The organism is Methylobacterium sp. Leaf104 (assembly GCF_001422885.1).
In the GTDB taxonomy this organism is placed as follows: domain Bacteria; phylum Pseudomonadota; class Alphaproteobacteria; order Rhizobiales; family Beijerinckiaceae; genus Methylobacterium.
The window spans coordinates 75,756-89,686 of record NZ_LMMZ01000002.1 but is presented as its reverse complement, the minus strand read 5'-3'; the positions used below and the strand labels follow the sequence as shown (position 1 = coordinate 89,686).

16 protein-coding genes are annotated in these 13,931 nt (G+C 72.3%); 9 read left to right on the top strand and 7 right to left on the bottom strand.

Going from position 1 to position 13,931, the window contains the following annotated elements:
• Nucleotides 1-35: 35 nt before the first annotated feature.
• On the top strand, nucleotides 36-1,250 hold the full coding sequence (gene sorA / locus ASF49_RS04315; RefSeq protein WP_056468325.1) for a SorA family sulfite dehydrogenase catalytic subunit: 1,215 nt from the start codon (nucleotides 36-38) through the stop codon (nucleotides 1,248-1,250).
• 23 nt (nucleotides 1,251-1,273) lie between these two features.
• Entirely contained in the window at nucleotides 1,274-1,618 is a 345-nt protein-coding gene (sorB, locus tag ASF49_RS04310; protein ID WP_056468323.1) for a SorB family sulfite dehydrogenase c-type cytochrome subunit, read from the top strand.
• A gap of 30 nt (nucleotides 1,619-1,648) precedes the next feature.
• On the opposite strand, the gene ASF49_RS04305 is transcribed toward sorB, so the two are convergent.
• Entirely contained in the window at nucleotides 1,649-1,891 is a 243-nt protein-coding gene (locus ASF49_RS04305; protein ID WP_056468320.1) for a hypothetical protein, read from the bottom strand.
• 134 nt (nucleotides 1,892-2,025) lie between these two features.
• On the opposite strand from ASF49_RS04305, the gene ASF49_RS04300 reads away from it, so the two are divergent.
• On the top strand, nucleotides 2,026-3,111 hold the full coding sequence (locus ASF49_RS04300; RefSeq protein ID WP_056468316.1) for a YeiH family protein: 1,086 nt from the start codon (nucleotides 2,026-2,028) through the stop codon (nucleotides 3,109-3,111).
• Nucleotides 3,112-3,166: 55 nt separating this feature from the next.
• Here the strand turns inward: ASF49_RS04300 and ASF49_RS04295 are convergent, their stop codons facing one another.
• Together ASF49_RS04295 and ASF49_RS04290 are read right to left on the bottom strand one after the other, a co-directional pair.
• Nucleotides 3,167-4,261, bottom strand: coding sequence for a 2'-deoxycytidine 5'-triphosphate deaminase (locus ASF49_RS04295; RefSeq protein ID WP_056468650.1), 1,095 nt, complete (start codon nucleotides 4,259-4,261; stop codon nucleotides 3,167-3,169).
• Between the two features lie 113 nt (nucleotides 4,262-4,374).
• A complete protein-coding gene (locus tag ASF49_RS04290) occupies nucleotides 4,375-4,794 on the bottom strand; it encodes a hypothetical protein (protein ID WP_056468313.1) in 420 nt (139 codons plus the stop codon).
• Between the two features lie 156 nt (nucleotides 4,795-4,950).
• On the opposite strand from ASF49_RS04290, the gene apaG reads away from it, so the two are divergent.
• The 3 genes from apaG to speG are packed head-to-tail and all read left to right on the top strand — an operon-like array spanning nucleotide 4,951 to nucleotide 7,115.
• The gene (gene apaG / locus ASF49_RS04285) at nucleotides 4,951-5,343 is read left to right on the top strand and encodes a Co2+/Mg2+ efflux protein ApaG (protein ID WP_055950877.1); all 393 of its coding nucleotides are present in this window, start codon (nucleotides 4,951-4,953) and stop codon (nucleotides 5,341-5,343) included.
• A 4-nt stretch (nucleotides 5,344-5,347) separates the two neighbouring features.
• Complete coding sequence (gene argE, locus ASF49_RS04280) at nucleotides 5,348-6,517, top strand: acetylornithine deacetylase (RefSeq protein ID WP_056468308.1); 1,170 nt, start codon at nucleotides 5,348-5,350, stop codon at nucleotides 6,515-6,517.
• A gap of 13 nt (nucleotides 6,518-6,530) precedes the next feature.
• Nucleotides 6,531-7,115, top strand: coding sequence for a spermidine N1-acetyltransferase (gene speG, locus ASF49_RS04275; protein ID WP_056468305.1), 585 nt, complete (start codon nucleotides 6,531-6,533; stop codon nucleotides 7,113-7,115).
• Nucleotides 7,116-7,197: 82 nt separating this feature from the next.
• Here the strand turns inward: speG and ASF49_RS04270 are convergent, their stop codons facing one another.
• The 4 genes from ASF49_RS04270 to ASF49_RS04255 form a co-directional block, all read right to left on the bottom strand.
• Nucleotides 7,198-8,367, bottom strand: coding sequence for a hypothetical protein (locus ASF49_RS04270; RefSeq protein WP_056468303.1), 1,170 nt, complete (start codon nucleotides 8,365-8,367; stop codon nucleotides 7,198-7,200).
• 174 nt (nucleotides 8,368-8,541) lie between these two features.
• Nucleotides 8,542-9,576, bottom strand: a complete 1,035-nt coding sequence (locus ASF49_RS04265) for an Hsp33 family molecular chaperone (RefSeq protein ID WP_156652843.1) — start codon at nucleotides 9,574-9,576, stop codon at nucleotides 8,542-8,544.
• 255 nt (nucleotides 9,577-9,831) lie between these two features.
• Nucleotides 9,832-10,785, bottom strand: a complete 954-nt coding sequence (argF, locus tag ASF49_RS04260; RefSeq protein WP_056468296.1) for an ornithine carbamoyltransferase — start codon at nucleotides 10,783-10,785, stop codon at nucleotides 9,832-9,834.
• Nucleotides 10,786-10,891: 106 nt separating this feature from the next.
• A complete protein-coding gene (locus tag ASF49_RS04255; protein ID WP_056468293.1) occupies nucleotides 10,892-12,085 on the bottom strand; it encodes an aspartate aminotransferase family protein in 1,194 nt (397 codons plus the stop codon).
• Between the two features lie 272 nt (nucleotides 12,086-12,357).
• On the opposite strand from ASF49_RS04255, the gene ASF49_RS04250 reads away from it, so the two are divergent.
• The 3 genes from ASF49_RS04250 to ASF49_RS04240 are packed head-to-tail and all read left to right on the top strand — an operon-like array spanning nucleotide 12,358 to nucleotide 13,909.
• Entirely contained in the window at nucleotides 12,358-12,831 is a 474-nt protein-coding gene (locus ASF49_RS04250) for a RidA family protein (RefSeq protein ID WP_056468290.1), read from the top strand.
• Nucleotides 12,828-13,580 carry a glycerophosphodiester phosphodiesterase family protein gene (locus ASF49_RS04245; RefSeq protein ID WP_056468287.1) on the top strand — a complete coding sequence of 251 codons (753 nt, stop codon included), beginning with the start codon at nucleotides 12,828-12,830 and terminating at the stop codon, nucleotides 13,578-13,580. Before ASF49_RS04250 ends, ASF49_RS04245 begins: the two co-directional genes overlap by 4 nt.
• Before the next feature lie 50 nt (nucleotides 13,581-13,630).
• Nucleotides 13,631-13,909, top strand: coding sequence for a hypothetical protein (locus ASF49_RS04240; RefSeq protein ID WP_056468285.1), 279 nt, complete (start codon nucleotides 13,631-13,633; stop codon nucleotides 13,907-13,909).
• The last annotated feature ends 22 nt before the right edge of the window (nucleotides 13,910-13,931 follow it).

Below are 13,931 nucleotides of genomic sequence, written 5' to 3'. Positions count from 1 at the left end.
CGCGGACGCCTTCAGCCGGACGGGGAGATGCCGGAATGACCGAGACCGATCGCCGAACGCTCCTGGGGCAGGCCGGGGCCGGGCTGCTCGGCGCGGCCCTCGCGCCCTTCGCGGCCTTCGCAGCCCGGGCCGGCGAGGCCGTCACCTTGCCGTTCGGCAACGGCGAGCGCCCCCTCGTGGCCTATCCGGGCAAGCGCCCGCTCCTGCAGATGACGGCGCGGCCGCCGCAGCTGGAGACGCCCTTCGGGGTGTTCGACGAGGCCGTGATCACGCCGAACGACGCCTTCTTCGTCCGCTACCACCTCGCCGACATCCCGACCGCCATCGACCCCGAAAGCTTCCGCCTGACGGTGTCGGGGCATGTCGACGGGCCCGTCGCGCTGTCGCTGGCCGAGCTGAAGGCGATGCCGGGGGCCGAGATCGTCGCGGTCAACCAGTGCTCGGGCAATTCGCGCGGCTTCGTCGCGCCCCGCGTCGCCGGCGGGCAGCTCGCCAACGGCGCCATGGGCAACGCCCGCTGGACCGGGGTGCCCCTGAAGGCCGTGCTCGACCGGGCGGGGGTGAAGGCCGGCGCCGTGCAGGTCGTCTTCGAGGGCCTCGACGGTCCGGTCCTCCCGGAGACCCCGGACTTCGCCAAGGCGCTCGGCATCGACCACGCTCGCGACGGCGAGGTGATGCTGGCCTGGGCCATGAACGGGGAGGACCTGCCCTGGCTCAACGGCTATCCCCTGCGCCTCGTGGTGCCGGGCTTCTACGGCACCTACTGGGTCAAGCACCTCAACGCGATCACGGTGACGGACAAGCCCTATGAGGGCTTCTGGATGGCGTCGGCCTACCGCATTCCCGACAACGCCTGCGCCTGCGTCGAGCCCGGCCAGGCCCCCAAGGCCACCGTGCCGATCAATCGCTTCACCATCCGCTCCTTCGTCACCAACCTCGCCGACGGCGCCGCGATCCCGGCCGGGCGGACGGCCCTGCGCGGCATCGCCTTCGACGGCGGCTCGGGCATTCGCGCGGTGGCGCTCTCCACCGATGACGGGCGGACCTGGACCGAGGCGAGCCTCGGTCCCGATCTCGGGCGCTATTCGTTCCGGCCCTGGACCCTGTCGGTCGACCTCCCCGCCGGTGCGCACGCGCTCCGGGTCCGGGCGACCGGCAACGACGGCGCGACCCAGCCGATGGAGCCGCGCTGGAATCCGCCGGGCTACATGCGCAACGTGGTCGAGACCGTCCGGGTGCAGGCGGCATGAGGATGGGCAAGAGGAGAGACCGGATGACCTTTCGCCCGCTCGCGGCGGCGCTGGCCGCCACCAGCCTCATGGCCGGATCCTTGGCCGGACCCTGGGCCGCCCTTCCCGCCGCCGCCGCGCCCCGGAGCTACGATTTGCCGGAGCCGACCGCGCAGCTGCGCCCGGCCTCCGGCCATGAGGCCGGCCTCGCGGCGGCCGAGGCCAATTGCCGGAGCTGCCACTCGGTCGACTACATTGCGATGCAGCCGCCGGGGAAGGGGGCGGCCTTCTGGACCAGCGAGGTGACGAAGATGCGCAAGGTCTATCACGCGCCGGTCAGCGAGGCCGACGGCAAGGCCATCGCCGAATACCTCGCGGCGGCGTACTAGGCGTCCGAATTGCCCGACGGCGGGGTCGTCCTACAGGATGGCGGTGATGAAGGCGGCAACCTGCGCATGAGCGTTCGCGACCATCTGCGCCACCGGCTCGTCGGCCAAGTAGACGCGGCTCGCCGTCAGGACGGCGGCGACCAGCCAGAAGCCGACCACGGCGACGTTGCGCGCCCGGCGGTCGCCCGCGCTGGCCGTACCCTGGCAGGCGATCTCGACAGGTTCGCCGAAGGGATCGTAGGCCATCGCCGCGTTGTCGGACCGGTTGCTCATGGGGGTGAATGTCGCGCTTCGACCCTGTCCGATCAATGGATGGGTTTTGCGAAGATTTTCACCCGGGGAGAGCATTGTTCTCGCAGCCGAGCCCGGGGCAGAATTTCCTTCCGATTGCCTCGCGGAAAGGCAGCATGAGCACCAAGAGCGTGACGACGGCCCCGACCGGGGCGGGGCGGCCGGGGGCCGCCAGCGGCCGGATCGCCTCGCTCCTGCCCGGCCTCCTCGTCTGCCTCGCCGTCACGGCGGCGGCCCTGGCCGTGCAGGCCCTGGAGGAGCGCGCCACGGGCCATCCCTACGTCGAGGCCCTGGTCATCGCGATCCTGCTGGGGATCGCCCTGCGCACCCTGTGGAGCCCGGGCGAGCGCTACCGGGCCGGGATCGCGTTCTCGGCCAAGCAGGTGCTCGAGCTCGCCGTCACCCTGCTCGGCGCCTCGATCAGCCTCGGGGCCATCGTGGCCTCCGGCACGAGCCTCCTCGTCGGCATCGTCGCCACGGTGGTGCTGGCGATCGTGGCCAGCTACGCCATCTGCCGGGTCCTCGGCCTGCCGCCCCGCATGGCGATCCTGGTGGCCTGCGGCAACGCCATCTGCGGCAACTCCGCCATCGCCGCGGTGGCGCCGGTGATCGGGGCCGACAGCAAGGACGTGGTGGCCGCCATCGCCTTCACGGCAGTGCTCGGCGTGCTGATGGTCTTGGGCCTGCCCCTGTTCATCCCCCTGGTCGGCCTGTCCGAGCACCAGTACGGCACGCTGGCGGGCCTCACCGTCTACGCGGTGCCGCAGGTGCTCGCCGCCACGGTGCCGGTCGGCATCCTGGCGACCCAGGTCGGCACCCTGGTCAAGCTCGTGCGCGTCCTGATGCTCGGGCCCGTGGTGGTGGCCTTCTCGTTCATCGCGCCGCACCTGCCGGCGGAAGGCGCCTCGTCCAAGGGCCGGCCCGGTCGGCTCGGCTTCTTCAAGATCGTACCCTGGTTCATCCTGGGCTTCCTGGCGCTCGCGACCCTGCGCTCGCTCGGGCTCGTCCCGGACGCGGCCTCCCAGCCGGTGACGCGCCTCGCGGGCCTCCTCACCGTGGTGTCGATGGCGGCGCTGGGCCTCGGCGTCGACGTGCGGGTGCTCGCCCGGGTCGGCGGCCGGGTCACCCTGGCGGTGACCGGCTCCCTCGTCGTCCTGCTGGTCGTCAGCCTGTCCCTGATCTGGGTCCTGCGAATCGCCTGAGCGCCCAGCGAGGGCGGACGAGCCCGGCACCCGCCCCGTCGGGCGAAGTGCTATCTCAGGCGAAGTGCTTGGAGAGCTTCAGCCCCTGGGCCTGGTAGTTCGAGCCGGCGCCCGCCCCGTACAGGGTGGCGGGACGCTCGGCCATGCGCTCGTAGACGAGGCGGCCGACGATCTGGCCGTCCTCGAGCAGGAACGGCACGTCGCGCGAGCGCACTTCGAGGACGGCGCGGGCCCCCGCACCTCCGGCGGCGGCGAAGCCGAAGCCCGGATCGAAGAAGCCCGCGTAGTGGACCCGGAACTCGCCCACCAGGGGGTCGAACGGCACCATCTCGGCGGCGAAGTCGGGCGGCACCTGCACCGCCTCCTTCGAGGCCAGGATGTAGAACTGGCCGGGATCGAGGATCAGCGCCCGCGACGGGTCGGCGTGCAGCGGCTCCCAGAAATCCGCCGCCCGGTGGGCGCCGGGCGCGTCGACGTCGACGAGGCCGGTATGGCGCCGGGCGCGGTAGCCGATGAGGCCGGAGAAGCCCGCGAGGTCGATGGAGACTCCGATGCCGCCCTGGAAGGTCGGGTTCGGGGCGTCGACGAGGGGCGAGGCCGCGTGCAGGGCCGCGAGCTCGGTATCGGTGAGGCGGGGCTCGCCGCGCCGGAAGCGGATCTGCGACAGGCGCGAGCCGGTCCGGACCTTCACCGGGAAGGTGCGGGGCGAGATCTCGGCATAGAGCGGCCCGTGATAGCCGGCCTCGACCTGGTCGAAGGCGGCCCCCCGGTCGGTGATGACGCGGGTGAAGACGTCGATGCGCCCGGTCGAGCTCTTCGGGTTGGCGCTGGCGGCGAGGTCGCCCGGTAGGGCGAGGTGCTCCTGCAGCTCGGCGATGTAGACGCAGCCGGTCTCGAGCACGGCCCCGTTCCGCAGGTCCATCTCGTGCAGCGCGAAGGCCTCGATGCAGGCGGAGACCGTGCGGGTGCCGGGCAGGAAGCTGGTGCGCACGCGGAACACCCGGGCGCCGAGGCGCAGGTCGAGGCTCGCGGGCTGGATCTGGTCCGGCGCGTAGGGCGTGTCCGGCCGGATCGCGCCCGCGCGCGTCAGGGCCTCGATCCCGCCCGCGGCCCAAATCCCGTGCCGGCGGCCCGCCGCCTCATCCTGCATCGCGTCCGGCATCCGTTCGCACCACCCGCTCGTCCCTCGGGCACCACCCCGGCACGGCCGGGGCGGGAACGCCGCATTCTGCACGAAATGCGGCCGGATCGCCTAAGGTCCGGTTAAGCCTCCGCGTCCGGGTCGATCCGCAGGACGATCCAGGCCAGGACGAGGCGCGCGATGGCGCCCATGGCGATCAGCCCCGCAAGGGCGCTGGCCAGGATCGGGAAGCCTGCGGGCCAGAGCGCCAGGGCGACCGCGAACAGGGCCGCGCCGAGGCCGGCGGCCGGTCCGAAGGCCAGCACCAGGGAGGGCAGGCCGGCGATCCGGGGCGGGCCTCCCCCGCGCCGGGACAGCCAGGCCCCCGCCGCCTGGGCCAGGCCGTCGAGGACCAGCGCCACGGCGAGCGCCAGGGCGGCCCAGCCGTTGCGCTCGGGCGCCGCCCAGGCGAAGGCGCCGGTCAGCCCCGCGAGGGCGAGGCTGCCGAGGAGCGCCCGGCCGGCCGACGGGACGCGCGGGCGCGAAACGGTCTCCTCGACCACGGGACACGGACCTCGATCTTGCGCGGGATCTTGCGCGGGCGCCCCCGCATTCGCCGCGATTGACGCGGTTTTGCGAGGGCCGTACCACGACGCCCTGTGCTTGTCGCGAACGCAGCGCGCTCGGGGTTCAGGTCCGGCCAGGGAGGCATGACGGGGATGTACAAGGCTCAGACGCGCGGAATCAGCGTGACCGTGATGCCACGCTTCGTCGAGGAAGAATCGTCGCCGGCCGAGAGCCGCTACTTCTTCGCCTACACGGTCGAGATCGTGAACAACGGTCCCGAGCAGGTGCAGCTGCGCTCCCGCCACTGGCGCATCGTCGACGGGCGCGGCGAGACCCAGGAGGTCCGCGGCGCCGGCGTCGTCGGCAAGCAGCCGGTGCTCGAGCCGGGCGAATCGTTCAGCTACACGAGCGGATGCCCCCTCACCACGCCGGATGGCCTGATGGCCGGCAGCTACACCATGGCGACCCATGGCGGCGAGAGCTTCGAGGCGGAGATCCCGGCCTTCTCCCTCGATTCGCCCCACGTCCGCCGCAGCGTGCACTAGGATCATGTCCGAAGGCCCGCGCCCGGAGACCCTCGACTGGCTGGCGCGGCTCGTGGCCTTCGACACCGAGAGCTCGAAATCGAATCTCGCGCTCGTCGACAGCGTGGCGGCCTCCCTCGGCGATCTCGGCGTGCCCTTCGTCCGGGTGCCCAACGCGACCGGCGACAAGGCGGCCCTGTTCGCGACCATCGGGCCGGTGGTCGACGGCGGCATCGTGCTCTCGGGCCATACCGACGTGGTGCCGGTGACGGGCCAGGCCTGGAGCACCGACCCCTTCACCCTGCGGGTGGCGGACGGGCGCGCCTACGGGCGCGGCGCCGTCGACATGAAGGGCTTCTGCGCCCTGGCGCTCGCGGCGATCCCGCGTTTCCGCGCCGCCGACCTCCAGCGCCCGATCCACATCCTCCTGTCCTACGACGAGGAGACCACCTGCCTGGGCGTGACCGACACCATCGCGCGCTTCGGGGCCGACCTGCCGCGCCCGGCCGCGGTGATCGTCGGCGAGCCCACCGACCTGGAGGTGGCGGATGCGCACAAGAGCATCGTCACCTACCTCACCACGGTGCACGGGCACGAGGCGCACTCGGCCAAGCCGATGCTCGGCGCCAACGCCGTGATGGCGGCGGCCGACCTCGTCGCGGAGCTGAACCGGATCGCCGACGCGATGATCGCCCGGGGCGACGCCTCGGGGCGCTTCGACCCGCCCGCCACCACCGTGCATGTCGGCACCATCGCGGGCGGCACGGCCCGCAACATCCTGCCCAAGGTCTGCACCTTCCACTGGGAGTTCCGCGGCCTGCCCGACCTCGACATGGGCGAGATCCCGGCCCTGTTCGAGGCCAAGGTGCGCACCGTGCTGCGCGACCGGCTCAACCGCTACGGCGATTACGGGCGGATCGAGACGCTGGAGGAGGTCTCGGTGCCGGGCCTCGCGCCCGAGCCCGGCTCGGCGGCCGAGCGGCTGGCGCTCCGGGTGGCGGAGCGCAACCACACGATCTCGGTGCCCTACGCCACCGAGGCCGGGCGCTTCCAGGTCGCCGGCATCCCCACCGTGGTCTGCGGCCCCGGCTCCATCGATCAGGCCCACCAGCCGGACGAGTACATCACCCTGGCGGCGCTGCGCGCCGGAGAGGCCTTCATGGACCGGCTCATCGCCGAATGCGTGGCGCCATGAGGGACTTCGGATCATGACGACCTTCACGCCCCGCACCATCGCGGCGGACGGGCCGGTGAAGCTGCGCCCGCTGGAGCGCGAGGACCTGATGTTCGTGCATCAGCTCAACAACAACGACAGCATCATGCGCTACTGGTTCGAGGAGGCCTACGAGTCCTTCGCCGAACTGGCGCAGCTCTACGAGCGCAACATCCACAACCAGACGGAGCGGCGCTTCATCATCGCCAATTCCGAGGGCGCGCCCGCCGGCCTCGTCGAGCTCGTGGAGATCAACCACCTGCACCGGCGCTGCGAATTCCAGATCGCGATCCACCCGGCCTTCCAGGGCCAGGGCTACGCCCCGCGCGCCACGCGCATCGCCATGGACTACGCCTTCAGCGTCCTGAACATCCACAAGCTCTACCTGCATGTCGACAAGGACAATGCCCGCGCGGTGCGGATCTACGAGCGCTGCGGATTCCAGCCCGAGGGCATCCTGAAGGACGAGTTCTTCGTCAACGGCAAGTACCGCGACGCGGTGCGGATGTGCCTGTTCCAGCCGGCCTACCTCGCCCGCCGGGGCGGGGGCGACATCTCCGATCCGGTCCTGAAGGCCTGACCGCCGCACCGGCTGCCCGTCCTGAACCATCGGGGCGCCGGACCTCCGCGAGAAGGCCCGACGCCGTTTTCAGGTCCTGCGATCAGTTGCGGCCCGCGCCGCCCTGCCCGCCGGCTCCGCCGCCGCTCGTGCCGCCGCCATCCATGCCGCCGCCCTTGCCGCCCTGCGCGCCGGCATTCATGCCGCGCTCGGCGCCGCCGGTGCGGCTGCCGGTGTTCATGGTGCCGCGCTCGGCGCTGCCCGAGCGGTCGGCCGCGTTGCGGATGCCCTCACCGCTCCGGTTCCGGTTCATGTCCCGGTCGGCCGAGGCGCGGTTGCGGTCGTTGCCCTGACGCGTGTCGGCGTTGCGGATGCCGTCGCGCGACGTGCTTTCGGTCGAACGGACGTTGCGCGTGTCACGCCGCTCGTCGGTGCGCGACGAGACGGCCTTCCCGCGGAAGCCGCGCTCCTCGAAGCGGGCGCCGACGGTGCCGCCCCGCCGCTCGGTCACCGTCAGGCGGCGGTACTCGGGCGAGCCGTAGACCACGCGCTGGCCGCGCACGACCACGGTGCGGGTGCCGGGGCGGCGGGTGGTCGTCTCCTCGATGCTGACGAGGCGACGATACTGGGGCGAGCCGTAGAGGACGCGCCGACCCCGGATGGTCACGTAGCGCCGACGCGAGCGCTCGACCACGCGGTCGCCGCCGCGGTGCTCGATGGTGACGAGGCGACGGTATTCGGGCGAGCCGTAGACCACGCGCTGCCCGCCGATGAAGACGAAGCGGCCGGAGCGGCGTCCGCCCTCGAACCGCTCTCTGCGGGATTCGCTGCGGGTGTTGACCGAGACGCGGTCGCGCTGTTCGCGGCCGCCCACCCGGTCCTCGCGGGACGAGGTGCGGGTCGTCCGGTCGCCGCGCGCGCCGTCGCGGTCACCCCGGTCGGCGCTGCGGGACTGCGAATCCCGGCTCTGAGCCTCCCGGCCCTGGCTATCCCGGGCCGCCGTGTCGCCGCGGCCGCCGGTCTCCATGCGGCCGCCCTCGCGGCGTCCGCCGGCCTCGGCCCGGCCGCCCATCTCGCCGCGGGCCCCGGCATTGTCCGAGGCACGTCCGCCCGAACTCCCCTCGGTGCCGCCCTGGCTGCGCGCGGCCGAACCGCCGCGGCCCCCGGCCTCGCTGCCGCCGGCCTGACCGGCACCCTGGGCGTAGGCCGAGGTCGTCATCAGCAGTGCAGTCAAGCCAACGACGAGATTCTTGCCAACCACGAATGTCTTCATCGACGTTCCTCCTGAGCTCTTGTCGAGCACTCTTGAGAAACCCCAAACGTCGAGACCTCAGAAACGGTTCAAATACAAACCTCGGCTGCAGGGGCGAGCACTTGCAGCGTCTTGTCCTCTAAAACGGTCGAGCTTGGCGATGCTGCCGCGACACCTGCCACGGCGGCATCGTCATCAGTCGCCCGACTGGGCCGCGACTTCCTGGGCCGCGACTTCGGCTTCCACCGCCGCAGGATCGAGGTCGTAGCGCCGCGAACAGAACTCGCAGGTGATGCCGATGCGACCGTCATCGGCGATCATGTCCCGGCGCTCCTGGGGCGAGAACGAGGTGATCATGCCCATCACGCGCTCGGGCGAGCAGCGGCACTGCTCGCGCACGCCCTGCGCCTCGAACACCCGCACGCCGCGCTCGTGGAACAGGCGGTAGAGCAGGCGCTCGGCCGAGACCTCCGGGTCGACGAGCTCGTGGTCCTCGATGGTGGAGACGAGGCTGCGCGCCTCGACCCAGGCATCGTCCTCGGGCACGCCGTTCGCGTCGAGGTGCACGTGACCCTCGGGGATGTCGCCCGGGGGCAGGTCGGCCAGCCGGGCCCGGTCGATGGATTGCGGCAGGAACTGCACCAGCAGGCCGCCGGCCCGGTAGGTCCGGGCACCGCCGGCATATTGCTCGGCCACCGCGAGGCGGACCTGGGTCGGGATCTGCTCGGACTGGCGGAAATACTGGTGCGCCGCCTCCTCCAGGCTCTGGCCCTCCAGGGCGACGACGCCCTGGTAGCGGCTGCTGGTCGGGCCCTGGTCGATGGTCATGGCCAGGTGGCCCTGCCCGATCAGGTCCTGGTCCTGGAGCGGCCCGGCGCCGAGGGCCTCCACCCGCGCCGTGTCGAAGCGCGCGGTGGCGCGCAGGCGGTCGGGCGCCTCGAAATCGACGACGATCATCTCGACCGGGCCGTCGGTCTTGGTCTGGAGCTGGAAGCGGCCCTCGAACTTCAGGGACGAGCCGAGCAGCACGGTGAGGGCCGCGGCCTCCCCGAGGAGGCGCGCCACCGCGTCGGGATAGCCGTGGCGGCGCAGGATGGTGTCGACGGCGGGGCCGAGGCGGACCACGCGGCCGCGCACGTCGAGGGCCTCGACGGCGAAGGGCAGCACCACGTCGTCGTCGCCCTCGATGAGGAGCGGGGCGAGGTGTCCGGCGGTCGTTCCAGCAGGCATTCCAGAAGTCATGGCGGCTCCGATCGGGCTCGACGAACGCGAGGGCTGGGCCACGGACCGCGCGACCCCTCGGGGGCAGGGTCGTGGTCAGGGTCACGGGATCGCCGAGCGGTGTCGGCGGCGCACCGGTCGGACCGGCCGCGCGACGAGCGCGGCCGTGCCCAATCCTCGGCAAGGGTGGACCCTATATAGGCATCCCGCCGCGGCGGCGCGACGGGGCCGGACCGCGGCGCGTGCGAAGGCCGTCCGCGGCCCTCAGAGCCCGTGGGCGTGCAGGCACCAGGCGAGGATGCCCTTCTGGGCGTGCAGGCGGTTCTCGGCCTCGTCGAAGATCACCGATTGCGGCCCGTCGATCACCTCGGCGGTGACCTCCTCGCCGCGGTGGGCCGGCAGGCAGTGCATGAAGATCGCGTCCTTGGCCGCGGCCGCCATCAGGCGGGCATCGACCCGGTAGGGCACGAGCAGGTTGTGCCGGTGCTGGTCGTCCTCGTCGCCCATGGAGACCCAGCAATCGGTGACCACCGCGTCCGCCCCGTCCACCGCCTCGTAGGCGTCGGTGGTGACGTTGACGGCGGCGCCCTGCGCCTTCGCCCAGTCGAGGAGCGGCTGGGGCGTCGACAATTCCGGCGGGGCCGCGATGTTCAGGGTGAAGTCGAAGCGCGCCGCGGCGTGCACCCAGGAGGCGAGCACGTTGTTGGCGTCCCCCGACCAGGCCACGGTGCGGCCCCGGATCGGCCCGCGATGCTCCTCGAAGGTCAGGAGGTCGGCCATGATCTGGCAGGGATGCGAGACCTTGGTCAGCGCGTTGATCACCGGCACGGTGGCGTACTCCGCCAGTTCCAGCATCAGGCCGTGGTCGAGGATGCGGATCATGATCGCATCGACGTAGCGCGACAGCACCCGGGCGGTGTCGCCCACGGTCTCGCCCCGGCCGAGCTGCATCTCGCTGCCGGTCAGCATCAGGGTCTCGCCGCCGAGCTCGCGCATGCCGACGTCGAAGGACACGCGGGTGCGGGTCGAGGGCCGGTCGAACACCATCGCCAGGGTCTTGCCGATGAGGGGGCGGTCCTCGGCCAGCTCGCCCTTGCGGCGGCGCGCCTTGATGCGGGCGGCGGCGTCCAGCACCGTGCGCAACTGCTCGGCGGAGAAATCCTTGAGGTCGAGGAAGTGGCGGGTTCCGTCGCCGGTCCCGTTCAGTGTCGTGGTCATCGGTCCGTTCTTCGTGTGCGTGGTCCCGGTTCGGGCGGTTCCGGTCGAGGCTGGCCCGGTCCGGGCAGATCCGGCGTCGCGGCCGGGCATGGGGACGGCCGTCCGGCTACTCGGCCGCGCCGCGCAGGCGCGTTCCGAGCCGGCCGGCCGCCGTGTCGAGGCGGGTGACCGCCTCCGCCACGTCGGCCTCCGTGATGATCAGCGGGGGCAGCAGGCGCACCACGTTGTCGCCCGCCGGGATCACCAGCAGGTGGGCATCGCGGGCGGCGGCGGCGAACTCGGTGTTCAGCACGTGGAGCTTGAGGCCGAGCATCAGGCCCTCGCCGCGGATGTCGGCGATGACGCCGGGGTGCCGGTCCTGCAGGGCGGCGAGGCGCTGCTTCAGGATGATGCCCATGCGCTGGACGTGGTCGAGGAAACCCTCGGCCAGCACCACGTCGAGGACGGCGTTGCCCACCGACATGGCCAGCGGGTTGCCGCCGAAGGTGGTGCCGTGGCTGCCCGCGGTCATGCCGCGCGCGGCCTCCGCCGTGGCGAGGCAGACGCCGAGGGGAAAGCCGCCGCCGATGCCCTTGGCCGCGCTCATGATGTCGGGGGCCGCCCCCGCCCACTCGTGCGCGAACAGCTTGCCCGTGCGCCCGACCCCGGTCTGGACCTCGTCCATGATGAGCAGGATGCCGTGCGCGTCGCAGAGTTCGCGCAGGCCGCGCAGGCATTGCGGCGGCACCGGGCGCACGCCGCCCTCCCCCTGGATCGGCTCGACCAGGATCGCGGCCGTCTCCGGGCCGATGGCGGCCCGCAGGGCCTCGTGGTCGCCGAAGGGCACTTGGTCGAACCCGTCCACCTTCGGGCCGAAGCCCTCGATGTACTTCTGCTGGCCGCCGGCCGCGATGGTGGCCAGGGTCCGGCCGTGGAAGGCGCCCTCGATCGTGATGATCCGGAAGCGCTCCGGGTGGCCGTCGGCGGCGTGGTACTTGCGCGCCATCTTGATGGCGGCCTCGTTGGCCTCGGCGCCCGAGTTGGCGAAGAAGGCCACGTCCGCGAAGGTCGCGTCCACGAGGCGCCGGCCCAGCCGCTCGCCCTCCGGGATCTCGAACAGGTTCGAGGTGTGCCAGAGCTTCTGCGCCTGCGCGGTCAGGGCCTGGACGAGGTGCGGGTGGGCGTGGCCCAGCGCGTTCACCGCGATGCCGGCGCCGAAGTCGAGGTATCGCTCGCCGCCGCGCGCCTCGAGCCATGCGCCCTCGCCGCGCTCGAAGGCGATGGGGGCCCGGGCATAGGTCGGCAGAAGGGCGGATGTCACGATCCCGTCTTCCCGTGTCTCTCGCGGGCACGCGAGAGACGCGACCGCACCAAATGAAAGTGCCGCCTCGGACGGGGCGGCACGCGCGCGATTACTAGAGAAATGCCCAATTCTGTCAACGACAGACCGGGTTCACATCCCTGACATGCCTGCCAATTAGGCTGCTGCGGGCGCGATGCGCGGCCCGCCTTGCGCCTTGTTCCCGGAAGTGCTCAGAGCCGCGTCACGCCGGCCGGACGACCCGCGGCCGCCCAGCAGAGGAACGACGCAGCATGAGCACCGTCACGGAACGTCTCGAGGCCCTCGGCCTGACCCTGCCCAAGGCGGCGGCCCCGGTCGCGAACTACGTCCCCTTCGTGCGCAGCGGCAACCTCGTGGTGGTCTCCGGGCAGATCTGCTTCGGCGCCGACGGCCGAATCGCCGCCGCCCACACGGGCAAGCTCGGGGCCGAGGTCTCGGTCGAGGACGGCGTCGCCGCCGCCCGGCTCTGCGCCCTCAACGTGCTGGCCCAGGTGCAGGCGGCGGTGGGCGACCTCGAGCGCGGCGTCGTGCAGTGCATCCGCCTCGGCGGCTTCATCAACGCGGTCCCGACCTTCGCGGGGCTCGCCGGCATCATGAACGGCGCTTCCGACCTGATGGTCGAGGTCCTGGGCGACCGCGGCCGCCACGCCCGCGCCACCGTCGGGGTCGCCGAGCTGCCCCTCGACGCGGCCGTCGAGGTCGAGGCGATGTTCGAGGTCAAATGAGCCCGAACGCCCCCGACTGGCTCACCGCCCGCCCCATCGCCCATCGCGGCCTGCACGACCGGGCGGGCGGCCTGCCCGAGAACACGGCCGCCGCCGCCGAGGCGGCGATCCGGGGCGGCTACGCCATCGAGTGCGACGTGCAGCTCAGCGCCGACGGCGAGGCGATGGTGTTCCACGACGAGACCCTCGGCCGCCTGACCACGGCCGGGGACGCGGTCGGCGCGCATCCGGCCGCCGTTCTCGCCGCCCTGGAGGTGGCGGGCAGCGCCGAGCGCATCCCGACCCTGCCGGATTTCCTGGCCCGGATCGGCGGGCGCACGCCCCTCGTGATCGAGGTGAAGTCGCGCTACACCGGCGACCTGCGGCTCGCCGAGCGCGTCGCCGCCCTCGCGGCCGCCCATGACGGGCCGGTGGCGCTGAAATCCTTCGATCCCCACATCGTCGCGGCGCTGCGGACGCTGGCGCCCGGGCTCCCGCGCGGCATCGTCGCCGAGACGCGCCAGGACGACCCGGTCTACGCGACGCTGCCCCCGAGCCTGCGGCGCGCCCTCCCCGACCTGCTGCACTTCGACGAGACCCGGCCGGACTTCCTGTCCTGGCGGGTGGACGACCTGCCCTGCGCGGCCACTCTCCTGTGCCGGCTCCTCGGGCAACGTCCCGTGATGACCTGGACCGTGCGCAACCCGGACCAGCGCCGCCACGCCGAAGCCCATGCCGACCAGATGGTGTTCGAGGGATTCCGCCCCTGAGGCGCGACCTCCGTTTGACGGGCGCGGCCATCCGAAGGACACTTCCACCCATGGCACAGCTTCCGCTCGACCGCGTCGAACAGATCGGATTGTCGGCGGCGCGATCCGTGGCCGGTCCGCGGGTCCGGGCCATCAAGGTCCGCGTCGCCGTCGATTCGACGGACGAGCCCGCCTACTACCTGTCCTTCCTCTCTGAACCCGGGCAGGCGCAGGAGGCGGAGCTTCTCCTCGACATCGCCCACAAGGTCCGCGACGGGCTCATCGCGAGCGGCGACGAGTCCTACCCCTACATCCGTCTGGTGACGCCGGACGAATGGGGCGGTCCGTAGCGTGCTCGATCCATCCGAGCTT

Bases quoted from the DNA above. Each gene is read 5' to 3' on its own strand.
- ASF49_RS04240 (WP_056468285.1), top strand. From the start codon at position 13,631: ATGGCACAGCTTCCGCTCGACCGCGTCGAACAGATCGGATTGTCGGCG.
- ASF49_RS04295 (WP_056468650.1), bottom strand. From the start codon at position 4,261: ATGCAGGATGAGGCGGCGGGCCGCCGGCACGGGATTTGGGCCGCGGGC.
- sorA (WP_056468325.1), top strand. From the start codon at position 36: ATGACCGAGACCGATCGCCGAACGCTCCTGGGGCAGGCCGGGGCCGGG.
- argE (WP_056468308.1), top strand. From the start codon at position 5,348: ATGTCCGAAGGCCCGCGCCCGGAGACCCTCGACTGGCTGGCGCGGCTC.
- ASF49_RS04265 (WP_156652843.1), bottom strand. From the start codon at position 9,576: ATGCCTGCTGGAACGACCGCCGGACACCTCGCCCCGCTCCTCATCGAG.
- ASF49_RS04270 (WP_056468303.1), bottom strand. From the start codon at position 8,367: ATGAAGACATTCGTGGTTGGCAAGAATCTCGTCGTTGGCTTGACTGCA.
- speG (WP_056468305.1), top strand. From the start codon at position 6,531: ATGACGACCTTCACGCCCCGCACCATCGCGGCGGACGGGCCGGTGAAG.
- argF (WP_056468296.1), bottom strand. From the start codon at position 10,785: ATGACCACGACACTGAACGGGACCGGCGACGGAACCCGCCACTTCCTC.
- sorB (WP_056468323.1), top strand. From the start codon at position 1,274: ATGACCTTTCGCCCGCTCGCGGCGGCGCTGGCCGCCACCAGCCTCATG.
- ASF49_RS04305 (WP_056468320.1), bottom strand. From the start codon at position 1,891: ATGAGCAACCGGTCCGACAACGCGGCGATGGCCTACGATCCCTTCGGC.
- ASF49_RS04300 (WP_056468316.1), top strand. From the start codon at position 2,026: ATGAGCACCAAGAGCGTGACGACGGCCCCGACCGGGGCGGGGCGGCCG.
- ASF49_RS04250 (WP_056468290.1), top strand. From the start codon at position 12,358: ATGAGCACCGTCACGGAACGTCTCGAGGCCCTCGGCCTGACCCTGCCC.
- ASF49_RS04245 (WP_056468287.1), top strand. From the start codon at position 12,828: ATGAGCCCGAACGCCCCCGACTGGCTCACCGCCCGCCCCATCGCCCAT.
- apaG (WP_055950877.1), top strand. From the start codon at position 4,951: ATGTACAAGGCTCAGACGCGCGGAATCAGCGTGACCGTGATGCCACGC.